Origin of the sequence: Paenibacillus glycanilyticus (assembly GCF_051200795.1) — a bacterium.
Lineage (GTDB): Bacteria > Bacillota > Bacilli > Paenibacillales > Paenibacillaceae > Pristimantibacillus > Pristimantibacillus glycanilyticus.
The window spans coordinates 6,418,164-6,438,755 of the sequence record NZ_CP195155.1 but is presented as its reverse complement, the minus strand read 5'-3'; the positions used below and the strand labels follow the sequence as shown (position 1 = coordinate 6,438,755).

18 protein-coding genes are annotated in these 20,592 nt (G+C 51.5%); 17 read left to right on the top strand and 1 reads right to left on the bottom strand.

What is annotated here, in order from left to right:
- Positions 1 to 257: 257 nt before the first annotated feature.
- From ACR9FF_RS29040 to ACR9FF_RS28980, 13 genes are all read left to right on the top strand, one after another.
- The gene (locus tag ACR9FF_RS29040) at positions 258 to 1,631 is read left to right on the top strand and encodes an extracellular solute-binding protein (RefSeq protein WP_127496187.1); all 1,374 of its coding nucleotides are present in this window, start codon (positions 258 to 260) and stop codon (positions 1,629 to 1,631) included.
- Positions 1,632 to 1,751: 120 nt separating this feature from the next.
- Positions 1,752 to 2,642 (top strand): carbohydrate ABC transporter permease, encoded by an 891-nt coding sequence (locus ACR9FF_RS29035; RefSeq protein WP_127496186.1) that lies wholly within the window; start codon positions 1,752 to 1,754, stop codon positions 2,640 to 2,642.
- 93 nt (positions 2,643 to 2,735) lie between these two features.
- Positions 2,736 to 3,536, top strand: a complete 801-nt coding sequence (locus ACR9FF_RS29030; protein WP_373312721.1) for a carbohydrate ABC transporter permease — start codon at positions 2,736 to 2,738, stop codon at positions 3,534 to 3,536.
- Positions 3,537 to 3,693: 157 nt separating this feature from the next.
- Positions 3,694 to 5,544, top strand: a complete 1,851-nt coding sequence (locus tag ACR9FF_RS29025; RefSeq protein ID WP_164775519.1) for a cache domain-containing sensor histidine kinase — start codon at positions 3,694 to 3,696, stop codon at positions 5,542 to 5,544.
- Positions 5,522 to 6,709, top strand: a complete 1,188-nt coding sequence (locus tag ACR9FF_RS29020; RefSeq protein WP_127496183.1) for a response regulator — start codon at positions 5,522 to 5,524, stop codon at positions 6,707 to 6,709. The genes ACR9FF_RS29025 and ACR9FF_RS29020 overlap by 23 nt, the downstream gene beginning before the upstream one ends.
- Before the next feature lie 40 nt (positions 6,710 to 6,749).
- Entirely contained in the window at positions 6,750 to 7,952 is a 1,203-nt protein-coding gene (locus tag ACR9FF_RS29015) for an ROK family protein (RefSeq protein ID WP_127496182.1), read from the top strand.
- 29 nt (positions 7,953 to 7,981) lie between these two features.
- Positions 7,982 to 9,370 (top strand): MATE family efflux transporter, encoded by a 1,389-nt coding sequence (locus tag ACR9FF_RS29010; protein ID WP_435167459.1) that lies wholly within the window; start codon positions 7,982 to 7,984, stop codon positions 9,368 to 9,370.
- 24 nt (positions 9,371 to 9,394) lie between these two features.
- Positions 9,395 to 10,168 (top strand): threonine/serine exporter family protein, encoded by a 774-nt coding sequence (locus ACR9FF_RS29005; protein WP_435167456.1) that lies wholly within the window; start codon positions 9,395 to 9,397, stop codon positions 10,166 to 10,168.
- 19 nt (positions 10,169 to 10,187) lie between these two features.
- Entirely contained in the window at positions 10,188 to 10,631 is a 444-nt protein-coding gene (locus ACR9FF_RS29000) for a threonine/serine exporter family protein (RefSeq protein ID WP_317978779.1), read from the top strand.
- Between the two features lie 75 nt (positions 10,632 to 10,706).
- Positions 10,707 to 11,579, top strand: a complete 873-nt coding sequence (locus ACR9FF_RS28995) for a PhzF family phenazine biosynthesis protein (protein ID WP_435167453.1) — start codon at positions 10,707 to 10,709, stop codon at positions 11,577 to 11,579.
- Between the two features lie 52 nt (positions 11,580 to 11,631).
- A complete protein-coding gene (locus tag ACR9FF_RS28990) occupies positions 11,632 to 12,225 on the top strand; it encodes a hypothetical protein (RefSeq protein WP_435167450.1) in 594 nt (197 codons plus the stop codon).
- A gap of 111 nt (positions 12,226 to 12,336) precedes the next feature.
- Positions 12,337 to 13,086, top strand: coding sequence for a GTP pyrophosphokinase (locus tag ACR9FF_RS28985; protein ID WP_127496178.1), 750 nt, complete (start codon positions 12,337 to 12,339; stop codon positions 13,084 to 13,086).
- Positions 13,087 to 13,148: 62 nt separating this feature from the next.
- The gene (locus tag ACR9FF_RS28980; RefSeq protein WP_127496177.1) at positions 13,149 to 13,922 is read left to right on the top strand and encodes a hypothetical protein; all 774 of its coding nucleotides are present in this window, start codon (positions 13,149 to 13,151) and stop codon (positions 13,920 to 13,922) included.
- A 288-nt stretch (positions 13,923 to 14,210) separates the two neighbouring features.
- Here the strand turns inward: ACR9FF_RS28980 and ACR9FF_RS28975 are convergent, their stop codons facing one another.
- The gene (locus ACR9FF_RS28975) at positions 14,211 to 15,044 is read right to left on the bottom strand and encodes a lipoyl protein ligase domain-containing protein (RefSeq protein ID WP_435167446.1); all 834 of its coding nucleotides are present in this window, start codon (positions 15,042 to 15,044) and stop codon (positions 14,211 to 14,213) included.
- Positions 15,045 to 15,242: 198 nt separating this feature from the next.
- Here ACR9FF_RS28975 and ACR9FF_RS28970 point away from each other — a divergent pair, with 198 nt between their 5' ends.
- The 4 genes from ACR9FF_RS28970 to ACR9FF_RS28955 all read left to right on the top strand — a co-directional run bounded on the left by ACR9FF_RS28970 (position 15,243) and on the right by ACR9FF_RS28955 (position 20,592).
- Positions 15,243 to 15,800, top strand: coding sequence for a CatB-related O-acetyltransferase (locus tag ACR9FF_RS28970; protein WP_164775518.1), 558 nt, complete (start codon positions 15,243 to 15,245; stop codon positions 15,798 to 15,800).
- Between the two features lie 188 nt (positions 15,801 to 15,988).
- Positions 15,989 to 16,714: an ABC transporter ATP-binding protein gene (locus ACR9FF_RS28965; RefSeq protein WP_127496174.1), complete on the top strand. Its 726-nt coding sequence runs from the start codon at positions 15,989 to 15,991 to the stop codon at positions 16,712 to 16,714.
- The gene (locus tag ACR9FF_RS28960; protein ID WP_164775517.1) at positions 16,692 to 17,714 is read left to right on the top strand and encodes an efflux RND transporter periplasmic adaptor subunit; all 1,023 of its coding nucleotides are present in this window, start codon (positions 16,692 to 16,694) and stop codon (positions 17,712 to 17,714) included. The genes ACR9FF_RS28965 and ACR9FF_RS28960 overlap by 23 nt, the downstream gene beginning before the upstream one ends.
- A gap of 31 nt (positions 17,715 to 17,745) precedes the next feature.
- Positions 17,746 to 20,592 (top strand): FtsX-like permease family protein, encoded by a 2,847-nt coding sequence (locus ACR9FF_RS28955; protein ID WP_435167441.1) that lies wholly within the window; start codon positions 17,746 to 17,748, stop codon positions 20,590 to 20,592.

Below are 20,592 nucleotides of genomic sequence, written 5' to 3'. Positions count from 1 at the left end.
CATGGTTCAGTAAGGTTCGACATTATTCGAGTGGGCTTTTTCAAAATTCTAAGAGCTAATAAATTTAAATTTTTATTTGTTTGCTTAGAATTCACCGGAATGAAACTCGCCCCCTGTTAAACAGGGATAAGTCGTTTCACCTTGGGTGGGGAATCTCAAGACCTAAAGAAAACCTACCTGATATCCTAAGTTCACGCATTGTAAGGGCTTGCAGTTTTCAAGATAATAAAAGCATCACAAACAAGGGGGATAAACAAATGGCTAAAATGAATATGAAGAGCGTTCTTGGTCTTGTACTTGCAGGTTCCTTGGCAATCAGCTTGACAGCATGCGGCTCGAATAACAATAACGGCGATAAAAATGCCAACTCCGGCGCTTCCAACAATGCGGGAGCAACTAACGCGGCTACAGAGAAGCCGGCAAGCAACGAGAAAGTTACGATTACTTTCCAGAACATTTACCCAGATCCAACGGATCCTAAAAACGGAATGATGAAAAAGATCGTAAAACAATACGAAACTGATCATCCAAACGTGAAGATCGAGCTGGACTCCTTGAATACAGACCAACAAAAACAAAAGCTGAAAACGCAAGCAGCTTCGCATGAAGTGCCGGACATCACAATCGTTAACCCGGCAGCTCAAATGCAGCCGTACGTTGATGCAAAACTTTTTGCACCGCTGAACGATATGGTTGAGCAAAACGGCCTGAAGGATACATTCCAAGACGGCGTTCTTGACTTCTATACATTCGACAATAACTTGTACGCCTTGCCGGACGGCAACAACATCGGCGTAGTTTACTACAACAAAGATCTGTTCCAACAAGCTGGCATCGCTAACCCGCCAACAACATTCGAAGAAATGATCGCGGACGTTAAAACCCTGAAAGCTAAAGGCATCCAGCCAATGGCAATCGGTGAAAAAGATACTTGGACGGGTTCGTTCCTGTTCATGAACATCCTGCTTCGCACAAACGGCGGCCCTGGCTTCCTGTCTGATGTTGTAGCTGGCAAGAAAACATTCGAAGATCCGGCATTCGTTGAAGCTGTAGACGCTATGCAAAACCTGATTCAAGCAGGAGCGTTCCAAGAAGGCGTTACATCGTTCGACTATAACGCTGGCGAGAACATTTTCAAAACGGGTAAAGCTGCAATGTACTACATGGGTTCGTGGGCAACTGGCGGTATCGAAACTTCCGAAGCTCTGAAGGATAAAGTAGGCGTATTCAAATTCCCTACGGTTAACGGCAAAGGCGACCCTAACCAATTCATGCTTGCTCCAGGTTCCGCATTCGCGATCTCTGCAGACAGCAAACACCTGCAAGAAACAAAAGATTTCCTGAACTACTTCATGCTGAACTTCCCTAAAGAAGCGTTTGCGGTTAAAGGCGCTGTAGGTCTTGCTCAAAAAGTTGACGGCGACTTCAAAGCTGCTGGCTACTCCGACATGGCGATCAGCGTACTGGACCTGTTCAAAGATGTTAAAGGCGGCGACCTCTCGTTCGATAACACAATGAACCCTGGTACTTCCCAAGGCCACTTGACTTCTATCCAAAACATCTTCGTTCAGAAGAAAGATTCGGCTGAAGTTGCAAAAGAGCATCAAACGGCTTTCGAAAGCAATAAATAAGCTTTGAACAACAGATAAAATACAAAAAAAGCTGCACACCGTGCAATAAGGGGTTCTCTCCCAGGAACCCCTTTTGTACGGATGTTAAAAAAATAGCTAAAAGATAGGAGGGCACACGAGATGAACGTACTGAAGGTTTCGAAGTTGACGATAGCGCTGTTCGTGCTGCCGTGCTTGTTACTCTATGTCTGTCTGGTTTTTGTCCCAATCATCGTTTCCCTGTATACGAGTACGCTTGAATGGAACGGGATCGGAGCATCAAAATTCATCGGTCTGGACAACTTCAACAAATTGTTATTCCATGACGCCGTATTTTGGCCGGCTGTACGCCATACCCTGATGTTTGCTGTATTTTCCATGCTAGAAATTCCTATTGCTCTGTTTGTCGCAATCTTACTTAGCCGCTTCGTTAAGAAGCCGAATTTCCTTGTATCCAGTTATTTTATGCCGGTAATTTTGTCGGTTGTTATTATCGGACAACTTTGGAAAACTATCTACAACCCTGCGTCCATGGGCGGCATGCTTAACCAGGTGCTTGACTGGGTAGGCCTGCACAGCTGGTCCCAGCAGTGGTTGACGGATCCAGATATCGCGATGTACAGCTTGTACTTCGTAGCTTTGTGGCAATACCTTGGTTATCACACTCTCATTCAGTTCACGGGTATCCAGAACATTCCGTCGGATATTTATGAAGCCGCCAAGATTGACGGCGCTGAAGGCTTGAAGGCTGACTGGTATATTACTTTGCCAATGAACGTTCCGATCTTCAAGATTTCGATTGTTCTTGCCTTTATCGGCTCGCTGCAATCGTTCGACATGATTATGGTTATGACAGGCGGCGGTCCGGGTAACGCAACGGACGTTATCGCGACGCATATGTACAGAATGTCAATCCTGTCGATGAAATACGGATACGGAAGTGCCATTGCAGCCATTCTGGTTGTAGTCTGTCTTGTAGCAACAGTGGTCATCAACTATGGATTCAACCGTCTGGAACGGAAATACACGTAACGAAGGAGGGATACGACTATGAGCCAAAGTACAACTACAGCAGCGCTGCCAAGAATAAAGCCGCAAAGAAAATTTTCGATCGGGAAAATATTGATGTGGATTCTTCTGTCAGCTCTGATAGTCACCCAATTGTATCCGCTCTTGTGGCTGGCTATCTATTCGTTAAAGACTAACGAAGAAATTTTGTCCGGCCAATTCTTTGCTCTGCCGCATGCTCTACAGTGGGGCAACTATACTGCTGCGATGGAGTCGGGCAATTACGTTAAATATTTGCTTAACAGCTTGAAGGTTACCTTGATTACAATGGTTGGCGTATTGTTCCTCAGCTCGCTAGTATCGTTTGCCATAAGCCGCTTCAAGTGGAAATACGGCCAAGCCGTTATGGTGCTCTTCCTGATCGGGATGATGATTCCGATGCAGGCAACACTCTTGCCGCTGATGATCATCTTCAAAAACATTCATATCCTGAATACGCATTGGTCGCTTATTCTGCCTTACATCGCATTCCAAACGCCAATTGCCGTATTTATTCTAAGCGGATTCATGAAGTCGATTCCTAATGAAATTGAAGAATCGGCAATCGTGGACGGAGCAGGCGTGTTCCGGATATTCTGGAGCATTATCTTGCCGGTATCGGTTCCGCCGATGATGACGGTATGTATTCTGACCTTTATCAACATCTGGAACGAATACATCCTGGCCGCAACCTTTATTTCGACCGAACGTCTCAAAACGTTGCCGTTCGGGGTATACAGCTTCGTCAGCCAGTATTCGGTTAACTACGGAGCGATTGGCGCATTCCTCGTTCTCGGGGCGCTGCCGGTCATCATTATTTACTTCTTGCTCGCAGATAAGATTACAAAAGGTATGGTAGCAGGCGCGGTGAAGGGTTAATTCCCTTCCCCGCTTTTTTGAATTTTAGGAAATTGTAATTTTACTATACGAAACGGTTGCGCTGCCAAAGGTCAGCGTAACCGTTTCGTCATGTGTTACAATGAGGGAATGAGCATTATTCTTTTAGGAGGATCCAAAGTTGGCTCGTTATCATGGAATGCACTCTATACAGAATCGGTTGTTTTTATTGCTGTTTTCATCGATGATGACGCTGCTCATCTTGGTCAGCTTCCTCTATTATCAAAAGACAGCCCAGATTATTCATTCAAAAATCAGTGATCTCGCGGAGAAGAACGTTTCCCAAACGGTGGGGTTATTTGATTTGCTTCTTGAAGGATATGACAGCGTGACCAAATCGCTGAACAGTAACTATGAATTGACCAGACTTCTTAAGGAAGCAGACAAAGAGAAGAATATAAGCGTCAGTGTCATGAATGAACGGGCGATTACGAATATTATTGGAGCCGCATACTTTTCGCGAGATGATATTGTAGGCATCCATGTTATGACCAATGGCGGAAAGCTGTACAACTATGAACGGCGGTTTGCCGGTCTAGTCAATCAGGATTATACGTCTGCAGATTGGTACAGCAAGCTTAAAAATTCAAAAGGCGAAATGGTATGGCTTGGCTTAATGAAAGGCTCGGTTATTAACAGCATGCTGCCAGAGCCTGTATTTGTATTCGGACGCCAGCTGTTTGATCTTAATAATTATAAGCCGGTTGGCATTGTCTTGATCGAGTCCGATCCAAATCCGATTCTATCGGCCTTGTCTAACGCATCGATCAGCCCAAACAGCCGGGTATTTATCGTTGATAAGAACAATGGCGTAATCGCATCCACGGATAAAAATCAGGATGATCTGTCGATGGAGCCAGCTGGCGAGCCGCAGGCGGTACCTTCTTTTAACGGGTTGCCTAGACCTAAGGGTAATGAGATCGTGGTTGATAATAAGACCAATCAATTAATGGTTGCTGCCAAAACAGCTGTAGCGGATTGGACGGTATTTGGTCTGACACCGAAGGCAGACATTAGCGAAGAATTGGTGCAGACTAGATTATATCTGCTTGCCGTCATTATCGCGGTCATCTTGTTGTCGATTATGCTGGCAACCTTGATCTCGCGGAATATATCCTCTCCGCTGAAGCTCTTGATCAGAGAGATGAAGCAGGTGGAGCTTGGTAATTTCAGAGGCTCGGTGGACGTCAAATCATTCGAGGAGATCAACAGTCTGGTCTCCTCCTTCAACCGGATGGTGCAGCGAATGGATGAACTTATTGAACGCATAACGCTTTCCTCCATAAGCGAAAAAAACGCGGAGCTGCAGGCACTCCAATCCCAGGTTAATCCGCATTTCCTGTACAATACGCTGGATATGATTTATTGGATGCTGGACGAACGCGAGAATGATCGGCTTGGCCGCGTTATTTTATCATTGTCCCATATGTTTCGATACAGCAGCGACTGGGAAGAAGCTTCGAAGACAACGCTTGGCCAGGAGCTTGAGCAAATGCGCCATTACATGACAATTATTGAGAACCGCCTTATAGGCCGTGTTAGCACGGAGATTCAGGTGGACAATAGGTGGCTCGGTGCGATCGTTCCAAAGATGACGATTCAGCCTGTTATTGAAAATGCGGTGAAGAGCGGTCTTGAGCCGCTTGACCGGCCCGGGCTTCTGCGGGTGTCCGCTGTGGCGGATGAAGAAGCTAACGAGCTGCGGATTGTCATTGAAGATAATGGAGTAGGAATAGAAGAGGGTGCCTTGAAAGAGCTGCAGACGATGCTGCAGCATTCGGGCCTTAACCGAAACTATCCTTTGCCGGAAGGTAAAGGAAGAAGAGGGATTGGCTTGCCAAATGTTCACCGCCGTATTGTTCTGATGTACGGTGAGCCTTATGGCATGCGGATTACAAGTGAAGTAGGAAAAGGGACAACGGTAATTATCGCAATACCACTGCCTGCTATAGGAGGTAAAACGGGCGATGAACATATTAATCGTGGATGACGAGAACGTTATAAGGGAAGGCATCCAGCGGACATTAAACAACCGGTTTCCGGCATACAGCACCTATCTGGCCGTCAACGCGGAAGAAGCGGTTACCCAGCTTCGCAAGCATCATATTGATATCGTGCTAACGGATATTTTAATGCCGGGCATGACCGGTCTGGAGCTGATGAATTTGACTCGCAGCATGTATCCGCGGGTGAGATGGGTTGTCATCTCGGCCTATTCGGAATTCAGCTATGCCCAGGAGGCCGTACGCCTTGGAGCGAAGGACTATCTGCTCAAGCCGATCGGCAAGGAAATGCTGGCCGAGATGATCGAGAAAATCAGCGGGGAGATCGAGCAAGAGCGGGAGCAGACGGAGGAAGCCGAGCTGCTGAAGCTGAACCGCAACTATTTGCGGGAGGCTGTTTTTCAACGCTGGGCCCAAGGGCTTGATATCGGACGCTTCGATATGACTCCGTTTATGGACAGCCATCCGCATTTCAATCTGATTATGGTCAAGATGGAGAGCGACAAGGTTGTTCAGCTCGAGCATTTCATGATCGAGAACGTGCTGGGCGAGCTGATCGAGAAGCATGGTCAAGGGTTTGTCACGATTTACGACAGTAAGAGCCTTCTTGGCCTTGTAACGCTTCCGGAGGGCGGAACAATTACAAGTCTGCTGGAAGAGCTGCGCACGCATCTGATCAAGTATTTGCGCGTGCCGTTCCAGATCATGCATACCGACAGGATTGAAGATATCGATACCGTACCGGGAGAAGTGCAGCGGATGAGGCAGGCATCGTCAACGCAGGTGTATGAGCATTACGCAAGCGGAAGCGACCAATCCATCGAGGTTGCCCTGCAATATATCCGAACTCATTATCACGCCGATCTATCGCTTGAGAAGGTCGCGGCGATCGTCTACTTGAATCCGGTATACTTCAGCCAGCTGTTCAAGCAGAAGACGGGTGCGGGTTTTAAGGAATATGTTATCGGGCTGCGGCTGGAGCAGGCCAAGCAGATGCTGCTGAATCCCAAGCTGAAGCTTGCCGATGTGGCCGAGCGGATCGGCTATCAGGACATGCGCCACTTCTCGCAGCTATTCCGCAAGAAGTACGGGGAGACGCCGTCGGAGTTCCGTCAGCGCCACCGGATGGACGGTATTGAAAAACCGTTGTAATCTTATTGAAAACACACATTCGGGTAGATGAAGGAGTCCTATGTCCATTACCAAGACACCGGCCAATCTGGTCTATACCTACATTGCTCAGCGAGGCGTCGTATCGCGCGCTGAGCTGATCAAGGAATTCTCGATGCCAAGCAGCTCCATGACGCGGCTGCTGGATGAGTTGATTGAAGGAAACAAGCTGCGCGAGCATGGGCGCGGCAGCTCTACCGGCGGGAGAAGACCCATTCTCTACGAGACGAATCCAACCTACGGCTATTTGTTTGGACTCGAGATCTCACGGATCTACTCCTCCATTGGTCTATACGACATGCATATGAACCGGATGTCGGCCATACGTTGGAAGATGGATGAGAGCATGACGCCGGACGTATTTCTGACCAGGGTGCAGGAGGCCGTCCACCGGTTCTTGCATGAGCATGGCCTGCAGCCTTCCAGCATTATCGGAATGGGCGTTGGAGCGGTAGGTCCACTTGACCGTGAACGGGGTCTTATTCTGGATCCCGTTTATTTTCCTGCCCAGGGCTGGCATAACCTGCCGATCTGCGAGCTGCTCGAGGAACGGCTAGGGTTCCCGGTTCTGCTCGATAACGGCGCGAATACGGCGCTTGTGGGAGAGCATTGGGCGCTGAGAAGCGAGTACTATCAGCATATGCTGTATGTACATGTGGGCGCCGGTCTCCGCTCGGCGGTTATGTCGAACGGCCAGCTGGTATACGGAGCAACCGATATGGAAGGGGCGATTGGCCGGATGATTATCCAGGCCGGCGACCTCTCGCAGCCTGGCAGCGCGATTAACGGGTCGCTGGAGTCCTTTGTGTCGGTTCATGCTATCGAGAACGAAGTGCGCGAACTAGCCATGGCGGGAGCACTGACGCATAGCCGGGAAGTCCGTGGCAGCGGCAGCGATGGCGGGAACGGCGAAATTTGGAGTTTCGAAAAACTGCTCCATGCCTTATCGGCCGGTGATATAATGGTGCAGGAGAAATTTAAGCAGGCTGCTGCTTATCTCGGAATCGGACTAGCGAATTTGATAAACGTGCTGCATCCGGAGAAGGTCATTCTGGGGGGAGCGCTTCTTAATGCGCATGAATGCGTGTTTGAGACGGCGGTGGAGGTAGCAAGAAGCCATACGTATTATTACCCGCAATATAAGCCGTTGTTCTCGAAAGGTTTGCTTAAGGAAGAAGCTGTTGCGGCCGGTGCGGCCGTAATGGTGCTGAAGCAGCTGCCGTAGAAGAATTTGACTTAAGAAGAGGTGTCATCATGACGGCCGCACAGGCGGGGAAGCCATCGAAGGAGTTTAATCTCTTATTTCTGACATGGCCGATATTTCTGGAATTATTGTTATTTATGCTGATGGGGCTTGCCGATACCTTTATGCTGAGCGCAATCTCGGATAATGCGGTATCGGGCGTGGGCGCCTCCAATCAGTATCTGTTTATTGCTTTGCTTGTGCTCGAGGTTATCGGCAACGGCGCTTCGATCGTTGTTGCGCAATATATCGGATCGAGGCAGATGAAGGAAGCCGCCAAAATTTCGGCGCTTAGCATTACGCTGAACCTGATTGTCGGCCTCTTGCTCAGCATCGTGTTTGTTATCTTTAATGGGCTGATCCTGCAAAGCCTCAACCTGCACGGCGAAGTGCTGGAGCATGCCAAGTCTTATCTGTCCTTCGTAGGCGGGTTTATTTTTCTGCAGGCGTTAATTAACTCCGTGTCGGCGATTATCCGGGTGCATGGCTTCACGAAGGAAGCAATGTTCGTATCGCTCGGCATGAATATCGTCCATTTGATCGGCAACTACGCGCTTATTTTCGGGCATTTCGGATTCCCGCAGATGGGCGTTCACGGTGCGGCGGTTTCAACGGTCATCAGTCGGGCGCTGGCGCTGGTCGTTTTCTTCTGGATGCTGTATCGCATTATGGAAGTTCGCGTAAAGATCCGTTATTATTTCACATTATCCAAGTCGTATATTGGTAAAATATTAAAAATCGGCATTCCGTCCGCTCTTGAACAGGTTATGTATCAAGGATGCCAGATGGTCTTCCTGTATTATGCGACCTTCTTAGGCGAAGAATCGCTTGCCGCCCGTCAGTACGCGGCGAATGTCTCGCAGTTCATTTATTTAATGGCCTTCTCGATTGGATTAGGCACATCGATTATCGTAGGCCGGATGATCGGCGCGGGCCGGCAGACCGATGCTTATTACCGGGTATGGTACAGCACGGGCTGGGCTTCCGCATCAACCGCGGTGATGATTGCGGTGGTGATGATTTTCCGCGAGCAATTGATGACCATGTTCACGAACGATCCGGAAATAATCCGGCTGGGAGCGAACGTTCTCCTCTACAGCGTGATTCTGGAGACGGGCCGAACAATCAACATTATTCTCGTGAACTCGCTTCGCGCTTCCGGCGATGCGAAGTTCCCGTTATGGGCGGGTACGGTGTCGATGGTCGGCATGAGCCTGCCGCTTGGTTACTTCTTCGTGTTCCAGCTTGATATGGGTCTTCCCGGTATCTGGCTTGCGATTGCGGCCGATGAATGGCTGCGGGCCTTTGCGATGTTCTTCCGCTGGCTGAGCCGGGCGTGGGAGAAGCATGCGCTGGTGAAGCGGACTCCCGTGGATCAACCGGTGACCACCGCAACGTAACATTGGCATAAGGAGCATTAAGCCATGACTTCTACTGTAATGGAGCAGCCGATCAATTCTTATCATCTGATCGCGCAAACCTGCTTGCTCGCAGGCAAAATCATATTGCAGAACGGCGGCGAGACGTACCGTGTGGAGGATACCATGGTGCGGATCGCCGCTGCTTACGGTATTTCGGATGCGCAGAGCTACGTCACGCCAACCGGCATTTTGTTCGCGATGGACGCTTCCGTGCCGACCACAAGGCTGATTCGCATTTCGGAGCGTTCAACGAACCTTCGCAAGGTCACGCTTGTAAACGATATTTCACGGCGCATCAGCCAAGGGAAGCTGGAGGTGGGCGAGGCTCACCGTCTGCTGACGGAGATCGACGAGTCATCCTTCGCCTATCCGACCTGGCTGCAGGTGTTTGTAGCTGCGGTCTCGAGCGGCTGCTTCCTCGTCATGTTCGGCGGTCCGTGGCATGACTTTCTGTCTGCCGTCTTGGCCGGGGGATTAGGCTTCGGGAGCATGGTGCTGCTGCACCGGCTGGTGCCGGTTAAGCTGTTTGCGGAATTTGTAGCCTCCCTGATCCTTGGCGGGGTAACGATTCTGCTTGTAAAAAGCGGACTAGCCCTCCATATGGATACCGTCATTATCGGCTCGGTTATGCCGCTGGTGCCCGGCTTGCATATTACGAATGCCGTCCGGGACTTGATGGCGGGCCATCTTGTGTCGGGACTGTCCAAGGGAGTAGAAGCGTTTCTGACGGCGTTTGCGATCGGCGCGGGCATAGCGGCGGTGCTGTCATTTTATTAAGGTTGAGGAGGGGACGGGCATGTCGGGAGTGTTGTGGATCGAACAAGCGGTTACAAGCTTTATTGCATCGGCGGCGTTTGGCCTTATTTTTAACGCGCCTAGACAGATGCTCCCCCAATGCGGCGTTGTTGGAATGGTAGGCTGGCTGCTGTACCGGTCCTGCGCGGAAATGGGACTGGAGGCGATTCCGTCTACGCTGATTGCCGTCATTATCGTAGCGGTGATCAGCCAGCTGTTCGCGAAGCTGTACAAGACGCCGATTATCGTGTTTAGCGTTGCGGGCATTATCCCGCTTGTGCCGGGCGGCATTGCTTACGATGCGATGCGCAGGGTCGTGGAGAACGACTATGATGTCGCGGTTCAGCTTGGCGTCAAAGCCTTTATGATTTCGGGTACGATTGCGATTGGTCTCGTCTTGTCAGAGGTGGTCAACCAGACGATACGCCGTATGGAGCGGTTATAGGGTTGTATATAGGAGGGCGTGTCCGCGCATGAGGCGGAGGCGTTCTTTTCTCATTTTTCGGGAGGAGGAAGTTGAATGCGGTTTTATATGGTGGATGTGTTTGCGGAACGGAAATATCAGGGGAATCAATTGGCGGTGCTGCTGCCTGACGGAGAGCTTGAGACTTCCGAAATGCAGTTGATTGCGAAGGAGTTCGATTACTCCGAGATTACCTTTATTATGTCGGACAAGTTGGCTGACGGGGGTTACGACGTCCGCATCTTTACGCCTGACGCGGAAATCCCGTTTGCGGGGCATCCTTCGCTTGGGACGGCTTATGTCATCCGGCATTTGCATGAGAATGAAGGGAAGGAGCCTATCCTCCTGAATCTTGGCGTGGGACAGATTCCCGTCTCGTTTGCGGAAGGGGAGAATCCCGTCCTGTGGATGACGCAGAAGCAGCCGGCTTTTGGAGAGAGCGTTGATCCATCGGTTATCGCGGATATCCTCCAGATTGGCGTTGAAGAAATCGCTGCAGACTTGCCGATCCGCGTCGCTTCAACGGGGCTGCCATCCGTTATCGTGCCCGTGAAAACGCTGGACGCCGTCAAGCGCTGCGCCATTCACCATCAGAAGTTCGGGCAGTTTCTTAAGGAGACGGCGGACGCCAATCTTCTTGTATTTACGCAGGAAACGGTGCATGAGGCAAACGATCTTCATGTCCGGGTGTTTGTGAATGAAACCGGGTATTACGAGGATCCGGCTACGGGCAGCGCCAACGGCAATCTGGCCGGTTATCTGCTGGAGCATGAGGTGCTTGGCACAAGCGGTATCCAGCTTCGGGTAGAGCAAGGCTACTCCGTCGGACGGGACTCCTTGCTGTTGATTGATGCCTCGAAAAAGAATGGGGAATTCGAGATTAAGATAGGCGGCAAAGTGTTCCTCGTGGCGAAGGGCGAGTGGATGTAATTGAGTACTTTGCTGTACGGGATCAATGTGAATGGTTCGGTGGAGGTATGCTATGAACAGAAAAAAATCCCTGTTTTTTTCGATTGTTGTAGGGGCCTTGGTCTATCTATTTTTAAGCGTATACTTAGGAAAAGAACAATCTAAACTCTCCAACGCGAAGATTATTCAGGCAGATATTCTAAATGATTATCAAGCTGTTGAAGAGGAGATAAGAAATTCCGCCAGCCTAATTAAAGATGTCACTTTCACCAAAGTGAATGCTGATACGATGGGGACATCAAAGCTTGCTGGTTATGCGTATGAGACGGAAGCAATAGCTAGATACAGGGGATGTCTTTTAACCCTGTTTGGTGAGCCCAATGAGGAGTCCACTAATATGGAACAAGCTTTTACCTATGTCATCAAAGCGCAGAGAAGCGACGGAAGCAGCTGGATTTTGACGGCTTATGAGGGTCAGTCGGGATTTGCCATCGGGGGGAAGCAGGATGTGCCGTTGTCTGCCGAGATGGCCTACCTCTTAAAGCAAAGGATTGATGAGGTGGAGCCTTCTGATTTCGACAGAAAGGGAATGACCTACCCGGATACAGGGGAGATCTATTCCTACGGCTGCAAAAACGGGATATGCTACGCGAATAAAGAGGGCTGAGCGCGGTTGGCAGGTCGTAAAATTGCGATTACGGCCTTGCGGGCGTTATACTGAATAGGAATACTACCGGTCTTCATACAAAGAGGCAGCCGGAGCCAGGAGGCAAGAAGCATGAATCTTCTTAGCAGTGTATCGCAGTTCCAACAACTGAAACAACTGATTACTCGGTTTATGATGACGTATAAGTTTGCGCTGGACGAAATGGAGACCAAGATCGAAATTCTGAAAGAGGAATTTCAAATGCTCCATGACTATAACCCGATCGAGCATACCAAATCCCGGCTGAAATCCCCGGAGAGCATTATGAATAAGCTGGTCCGCAAAAATCTGGAGATTTCGCTGCCAAGCATCAAGAACAATATCCGGGATATCGCGGGTCTGCGCATTACATGCTCTTTTATTAAAGATATCTATCTTATTTCCGAAATGCTGAAGAGACAGTCAGACCTGAAGGTGCTTGAGGTTAAGGACTATATCAAGAATCCGAAGCCTAACGGGTACAAAAGCCTGCATATGCTTATCGAGGTGCCGGTCTTCTTGTCCGACCGCGTGGAGCATGTGTGCATCGAGGTGCAGATCCGGACGATCGCAATGGATTTCTGGGCAAGCCTGGAGCATAAAATATTCTACAAATACAACGCCGCGGTACCCGAAGGTCTGCTGCAGGAGCTGAAGGCCGCTGCGGACTCGGTAACGGCTCTTGACCGTCAGATGGAGCGTCTGCACATGGAGATGGGCGAGATTAAGGGAGACAACGTGATTGATGCCGAGGAGCAGCTCCGCATGCTGCAAATCGACAATCAGCAGTTCAACATTCCAATCGCGCTGCTCGAGATGATCGGCGACAAGCCGGATAATTAATAAGCTGAGGAGTGTCGATACGCGCTTATCGGCACTTTTGTTGTTATAAGGAGGAAAAACGTTTGAAGCTGATGATCGACTCGCATCCTTTTCGGCTGGAGCAAGGGGATGAATTAGGTTATGGGCCAGCCGCTTATGAGACGATGGCCAAGGTTATATTGGCTTTTCGCGAGCCGGATACGGAAGTCCTGTTTCAATATACGAATTGGGACCGGGATAAGGATCCGCATAAAGAGAGCTTGATGATGGACGCGGCGGAGACGTTTCATGCCGGTGCTATCCTTGACCCGGACCATACGATTAGTACAGCCGTGAAGGAGATATTGCTGCGCCACTATGCACCGGAACGCGACCCGGAGACGAGTCTGGCTGTAATGGACCAGCTGCTCGCTTACTTCCAGGAAGTTCCCCTGGATGAGCTGAATGAAGAGCTGCTGCGCAAAATCGGGTCTGCCGTGTACGAGGTTTATGGAACTTATACGCTGGAAGATGAAGGTGAAGCCACGCAAGCTTTCGTAAACAGCCGATTGGTCGGTACGAATACGGTGTGGCTGCTGCCTAACGAACGTCCGGTTTATTTGAAAAATATATTGTGGTACCGGGTCAACGCACAAGAGGAAATCGTACGCGCATTTGAGCTCACGGACTGGTGGTTTACCTGCGCAATTGCGGAGCAGAACAAGCCGGTGGAGGAGTACCGTTATTTCCTTAACTATACGGAGGAGAATGCCGGTGCGGTACTGTATATAACCGCTGCAGATCCGCAGCATTTCAAGGCAGCAGTCGTGCCGAGGCTGAAGGAGCTGCTCGGGGAAGAGCTGGAGATTGTGGGCTGATAAGCAATTGAAGATATGAGGTTGAAGCTTAACGATGTCGCGCATCGTTAAGGAGTAGGCTGGGGCAACATTTAGAGGGCTTAACAATACGGCGTATCGTTAAGCTCGAATTATTAGAGCGAAAAGCTGCAAAAGAGTACATTTTTCCTAGTCTTAACGATGTCGCGCATCGTAAAGGAATGGACAATGGCAAGTTTCGAGGAGCTTAACGATGCTGCGCATCGTTAAGCTTCCCTAAGGATAGAAACGAAAATAAGACCCTCGGAGGGTCTTATTTTCGTTTCAGCGCTATATCGCGTAGCGGTTATGCAAGGTCTCCGCCATTTCGCGGACCTGTTCGGCCGTCGGCAGGATTAGGCTGCCAACAGAGGGCTGGCCTTCCTGGGCGGCCTTGATGACCTGCCTTACAGCGGCTGCGAACGCAAGCGAGGCATCCGCCCCCAGCCCGGCAAGCTCCTCCAGGCTGGCGGTGCTGTCCGCCGTAACGACGGGGAAGTCGGCCGCATCCGCGCCTGCCGCCGCAATATCATAGAACGAGCGGACCAGCCGGGCACGCTCCGCGCCGGAACCCTCCGCCACGATAAAGGCTTGAATGATGACGGCATTGACCTGGCGCCGCTGGGCAATGCCGCAGAACTTGTAGCCGCCGATGCTCAGATCGAAATCGCCGGGGCAATAAGCGCCGCTGATCTCGCCTTTGTCGACCTGCCTGCCCGATGCTTGCAGCGCCAGCCGAATGAGCTCGTACATCTGCTCGAAGTTGTCGTGAAAGTGGAAATCTAGCACGTCGCTTTTCGGCAAGATTAACGACAGGTTCACAACGCCGTTATCCAGCGGAACAGCGGCTCCGCCGGAATTGCGAACCGCGGTGTCCCATCCGGCCGTTTCCAGCAAATCACGGGCTGCGCCGGCTCTCGGCAGGCGGCTGTCTCTCAGTCCCATGATGAAGGCGCGGGGATGGCGCCACATATGGCATACGGCCGGTCCGCCTCTTCCGGTGTTTCTGCACAGCAGCTCGTCCAAGGCAAAGGCATACAGCGGATCTTCCTCCGAGAAATCATTCATTCTGTCCAGCAGGACAAGCCCCCGATCCCCAAGCTGCCCGATAGCGCTCCATTTCATCTTTCGTATCTTCCTTTCCTGCCAATTCCCATACTCCCATCATACTGATCCCTTCCCGCCAAAACAAGATTTGCCGGGCAACCGCCACATATCCGCCGCTGCCTGCCGGGTAGCCTGTACGGAGCAAGCGCTCTATGAATATACTGCTTCTAAGCGAGGCAAGTTGATAGGTCGGAGGATGATTGAGCAGTGACTAATATGAAGACGATTTTGGAGGCACTGCCTCCGCGTCAGGTTAACAATAAGCTGTTTATCGGGCCGTTTACGATGGGCACGCCAATCGTGCTGTCTTGGACGGAAAATACGATTGGTACGATTGGCAAGTTCTGTTCGGTATCGAACACCGCAACGATATTTCTGGGAGGCAATCATCACTACGAATGGATCAGCTCGTTCCCTTTTACCGCGTATATGACGCAGTATTTTACGGAAGGCGCTTATTCCAATGGTAATGTTACGATCGGCAATGACGTGTGGATTGGGCATTACGCCACGATATTGTCCGGCGTTACGATTGGCCACGGGGCAATTGTAGGCACGCATGCGCTGGTAACGAAGGACGTACCTCCTTATGCCATCGTTGGCGGGAATCCTGCCCGCGTCATCAAGTATCGTTTTCCGCCCGATGTCATCGAGAGACTGCTTCAGGTGAAATGGTGGGATTGGGAGGTGCAGCAGATCGAAGCGGCCGTTCCGCTGCTTCAGCAGGCCAATCTGAAGCCTTTCTTCCGTTACTGTACGAGACTAGGCAAATAGGGGGAAGAGAAGAGCATGCCTACCGGCATGCTCTTTTTCACTGATTCTATGGGGATTACTACCGACCTTATAAAAATAGCATTTACACCTTCTGTAAGTTCCTGTAAAATCCAATTCAACGACGAAATTTGACAGCGGTTACATTAAAAGCGGCATATGGATGCCTGAAGAAAAAGGGGTTGGGGAGAATGACGGATTCTGCTCACGAAGTCAGGGATTACGCGGAAGAGCAGACCTTGCTTCGGGTGGATGGGCTCAAGCGTACATTTGGACGCGGTTCCGGCGCTGCGGTTGTTCTGCAGGGCGTTAATCTATCTATTGCGCGCGGACGTCTGGTTGCTTTGAAGGGGAGATCGGGTTCAGGCAAAACAACGCTGCTAAATCTCCTTGGAGCATTGGATTCGCCCACGGAAGGGACTGTGGATTTCGACGGCATTGCGCTTAGCGGGCTGTCCGACAAGGCACGGGGGGATATCCGCAGGACGCAGATGGGGCTGATCTTCCAATCCTTCGCGTTATTTCCTCTTATGTCTGCTTACGAGAATGTGGAATTCGCCATGCGTATAGCCGGCGTTCCGGCATCGGCGAGGAAGGAAGCGGCCCTGCAGGCGCTTGATTACGTCGGCCTGAAGCCGCGGATGCATCACCGCCCCTTCGAGATGTCCGGGGGCGAGCAGCAGCGGACGGCGATCGCCCGGGCGATTGCCCACAAGCCTAAGCTGCTCCTAGCTGACGAGCCTACGGCGGAGCTCGACAGCCGGACCGGGCTGCACATATTAAGCGTGCTGCGCAATCTTGTGCGGGAAGAGGGCATGACGGTCGTCATGACGACGCATGACCCGGCGATCATGGAAATCGTGGATGAAGTCTATGAACTGGAGGATGGAACCATTGTTGAAGCTGCGAAATTATAGTTTAGCTTTAGCCTTGAGCGTTAGCTTGTCCCTGCTTGCGGGCTGCTCGCTTATCCCGAATGAGGAGGAGCCTCTGAAGCCGCCGCTCGTAAAGCCGGCGGAGCAGAATTATTCAACCGATGAGGTGAAGACGGGCGATATCCGCCGTGAAGTAAAAGGCTCGGGCGTGTTCGAATCGACGGCAAGCGAATACGCCCAATTCAAATCGCAGGGCGGACGGCTGAAGAAGCTGTACGTTTCCTCTGGCGATACGGTCAAGAAAGGCGATTTGCTGGCCGAGCTTGTCGTAGACGGTCTGGACGTGCAGACGCTCGAGCAGAAGTTGGCGGCGGAGCGGGCCGAATACGCCTTGAAGCAAGCGAAGCAGGGCGGCAATGCGCAGGAGATCCATATCGCCCAGCTGCAGCTGGAGATTGAACAGCTGAAGCGGGACAAGCTGGAGCAGACCGCCGAACAGAGCAAGCTGAGGGCAACGATGGACGGCCAGGTCATCTTTGTCGAGGAGCTGGCAGAGGGAGATTTCGTGCAGCCTTACCAGACGCTTGTCCGGGTGGCGGATCCAACCAAGCTGCGTTTTTCCTATCGTTCTTCGGATGCCGGCAGCATCGGCGAGGTCCAGGTGGGCATGAACGCGGTGATTACGGCCGGCAAAAATTTCGAAACGACCGGCAAGGTCGTGCAGACGCCGTCCTCCGCCCCGCTGACAACCGATCCCGACCTTAAATCCAAATACAGCAGCACGCTTTACGTGAATGTCGGCAAGCTTCCGGAAGGGGCGGAGATCGGCTCAAGCGCCAACGTATCCATCGTTCTCATGGAGCATAAGAATGCGGTTCTCATTCCGAAGAGCGGGCTCCGTTCCTATCTGGGACGCACGTTTGTCCGCGTGCTGGACGGAAAAGCTTTGCGGGAAGTGGATGTGGAGGTAGGCATTCAATCGGCAACGGAGGTGGAAATCGTCCGCGGGCTGAAGGAAGGCCAGACAATCGTTCTGAACTAATTCATTTTTTTCGCGAAGTGGAGGCTTACCTGTGGCTTTATTGTCCATGATAGTGCGTAAAATGACGCAAAACAAATGGCTGGAGCTCAGCCTTCTGATCGGACTTGTCCTGACGGTCGGCTTGGTCTCCAGTATTCCGACGTATACGGAAGCCATCCTGTCCCGCATGCTGGTGAAGGAGCTGGAGGCTTCGCAGCTGAGCTCCTACCCGGGTACGATGAATATGAAATTTACGTATATCGGCGTGAACAACGCGGAGCAGCGCATCAAGCAGATGCAGGCGAATGAACGGTTTATGACGGGCAAAGTGCTTCCGATGATCCCGGTGGATCTGATCGAGAAAACCTCCGACTTATACACATCCGCCTTTGATCTTAGTCTTGATCAGGCTCCGCCTCCGGGCGAGAAGAAAAAGATATACCGCACGAGCTTGACCAGCGTCAAAGACCTCGAGCAGCATATTAAGCTGATCGACGGTCGGATGCCGGCGGATAAGCCGGTCGACGGCGTATACGAGGTGCTCGTGACGGAAAAAGGCCTGAGCACGCTGCGTACGGTACTCGGCACGGTGTTTGTCTTCGAGGATCTCAATAAAAATGAAGTCAAGGTAAAGCCGGTTGGCGTCATGACGAAGAAGGAGGACGATGATCTTTTCTTCCTGTCCCCGGATCTGGGAGGATTCACGAGTTCCCTTATCATGAACAGCGACGTGCTGGATAAGGAGTTTATCCAGACGCACCGCCTGCTTGTCAATTCGAACGCTTGGCATATCGTACCGAAATATCAGGATCTGGAGCTCCGCAATATTGACGGTTATCTGAAGGCTGCCGAAACCATGAAGGCCCAGGTAAAAGCCAATTACCATTACACGCTTGAAGCGCAGTATGTCGACGTTATCGATCGTTATTTCAAGAGCTCCGATAATTTGCGCATTCTGATGTGGTCGCTCAACGTCCCCGTGCTTGCGATGCTTGGCCTGTACGTCTTTATGGTATCGAATCTGATCACGAACCGGCAGAAGACCGAAATTGCCGTTCTGCGCAGCCGCGGGGCCGCCCGCTGGCAGATTATGCTGTCCTACCTGGCGGAATATACGCTGCTTGGCGCGGTAGCGGTCGCCGCGGGGCCGCCGCTCGGCATGTTCTTGACCAAGGTGCTGGGCTCCTCGAACGGCTTTATGTCCTTCGTTCAGCGCTCCGGCATCCGCGTTCATCTCAACAGCGAGGTCTATTTGTATGCGGCAGCGGCAGCGGTTACCGCTCTAATCGTCATGCTAGTGCCGGTCATTTTTGCGACCAAAACCACCATTGTCGGGCATAAGCAGCAGCTGGCCCGCATGCGGCAGACGCCGTTTTGGCATAAGCTGTTCCTTGACGTGATTGCCCTTGCCGTGTCTTTGTACGGTCTTAAAGTTTTCCACGAGCGGATGAAGACGCTGCAGACGCTTGGCCTCGATAATGAAGCGCTGCATATCGATCCGCTGCAGTTCGCGGTGCCCGCCTTATTTATTTTGGGCGGAGGCATGCTGCTGCTAAGGGTATACCCTTATTTCCTGCGATTAATCTATTGGATCGGGCGCAAATGGTGGCCGCCTTCGATGTATGCGACGCTTATTCAGGTCGGACGATCGAGCGCGGGTTATCAGTTCCTGATGGTCTTCCTCATGATGACGATCGCTACCGGCATGTTTAGCGCAAGCGCTGCCCGCACCATCAATCATAACGGCGAAGACCGGATCCGGTATGCGAGCGGGGCGGATGTAGTCCTTCAGGCGAACTGGCCAAACGACAAGCCGCCCGAAAATCCGGGAGGAGGTCCCCAGCAGCAACAGGCGGCCGTCACGCTGACGAAGCCGGTCATCCACTATTCGGAGCCGCCTTTCGAGCCTTATACCCAGCTTGCCGGCGTTGAGAGCACGGCAAAAGTACTGATCCATGACAATGCATCCTACAGCACCGAGGAAGGCTCCGGCTCCGCCAAGCTGGTCGGAATCGATACGGATGAATTCGGTCAGACGGCTTGGTTCCGCGACGGTCTGCTGGATTATCCTTTCTATGATTATTTGAATCTGATGGCTGCGGCGCCTAATGCGGTGCTGATCTCGAAAACCTTGGCCGACGAGAATAAGCTGAAGGCCGGCGATACGGTCTGGGTAGGCTGGGATGGCATCGATATGCAGCCGTTTGTCGTATATGGGGTGTTGGACTATTTCCCAACCTTTAATCCGAATCCGCGGGATGCGGAAACGCCGGCGCCTAAGCTGATTGTGGGCAGCCGTCTGCAAATTCAGACGTATTTGTCGCTTGAGCCCTACCAGGTATGGCTGAAGATGAAGCCGGGCGCAAGCGTAAACGATTTGTACCGGGATATCGAAGACAAAAAGCTAAGCATTGTTGATATATCCGACATGAAGAGCAAGCTGACTACGGCCAAATCGGATCCGTTCCTGATGGCGGTTAACGGCACCTTAACGCTTGGTTTTATTATCTCGCTTGTCATCAGCTTTGCGGGCTTCCTGCTTTATTGGACGCTGGTGCTGCGCGGGCGGATGCTGCAAAACGGGATTATGCGGGCCATGGGCTTGTCCTTGCGCCAATTAATCGGGATGCTGACGGTCGAGCAGCTGCTGACGTCCGGGGCCGCGATTGCCATCGGTCTGGTCACGGGGCTGACCGCAAGCCGCTTGTTTGTTCCTCTGTTCCAGAATGCTTTTGACGCGAAGCAGCTGGTACCGCCGTTTAAAGTAATGGTCGACCCGATTGATTCTATCCGGATCTACGTCTTTGTGGGATCAACCATTCTGATCGGCCTTATTATTCTGGGCTACATGCTCTCGCGCCTCAAAATCCATCAGGCTATTAAGCTGGGGGAGGATTAA

Coding starts and splice junctions, on each gene's coding strand:
- ACR9FF_RS29040 (WP_127496187.1), top strand. CDS start 258: ATGGCTAAAATGAATATGAAGAGCGTTCTTGGTCTTGTACTTGCAGGT.
- ACR9FF_RS29035 (WP_127496186.1), top strand. CDS start 1,752: ATGAACGTACTGAAGGTTTCGAAGTTGACGATAGCGCTGTTCGTGCTG.
- ACR9FF_RS29030 (WP_373312721.1), top strand. CDS start 2,736: ATGTGGATTCTTCTGTCAGCTCTGATAGTCACCCAATTGTATCCGCTC.
- ACR9FF_RS29025 (WP_164775519.1), top strand. CDS start 3,694: ATGCACTCTATACAGAATCGGTTGTTTTTATTGCTGTTTTCATCGATG.
- ACR9FF_RS29020 (WP_127496183.1), top strand. CDS start 5,522: ATGAACATATTAATCGTGGATGACGAGAACGTTATAAGGGAAGGCATC.
- ACR9FF_RS29015 (WP_127496182.1), top strand. CDS start 6,750: ATGTCCATTACCAAGACACCGGCCAATCTGGTCTATACCTACATTGCT.
- ACR9FF_RS29010 (WP_435167459.1), top strand. CDS start 7,982: ATGACGGCCGCACAGGCGGGGAAGCCATCGAAGGAGTTTAATCTCTTA.
- ACR9FF_RS29005 (WP_435167456.1), top strand. CDS start 9,395: ATGACTTCTACTGTAATGGAGCAGCCGATCAATTCTTATCATCTGATC.
- ACR9FF_RS29000 (WP_317978779.1), top strand. CDS start 10,188: ATGTCGGGAGTGTTGTGGATCGAACAAGCGGTTACAAGCTTTATTGCA.
- ACR9FF_RS28995 (WP_435167453.1), top strand. CDS start 10,707: ATGCGGTTTTATATGGTGGATGTGTTTGCGGAACGGAAATATCAGGGG.
- ACR9FF_RS28990 (WP_435167450.1), top strand. CDS start 11,632: ATGAACAGAAAAAAATCCCTGTTTTTTTCGATTGTTGTAGGGGCCTTG.
- ACR9FF_RS28985 (WP_127496178.1), top strand. CDS start 12,337: ATGAATCTTCTTAGCAGTGTATCGCAGTTCCAACAACTGAAACAACTG.
- ACR9FF_RS28975 (WP_435167446.1), bottom strand. CDS start 15,044: ATGAAATGGAGCGCTATCGGGCAGCTTGGGGATCGGGGGCTTGTCCTG.
- ACR9FF_RS28970 (WP_164775518.1), top strand. CDS start 15,243: ATGAAGACGATTTTGGAGGCACTGCCTCCGCGTCAGGTTAACAATAAG.
- ACR9FF_RS28965 (WP_127496174.1), top strand. CDS start 15,989: ATGACGGATTCTGCTCACGAAGTCAGGGATTACGCGGAAGAGCAGACC.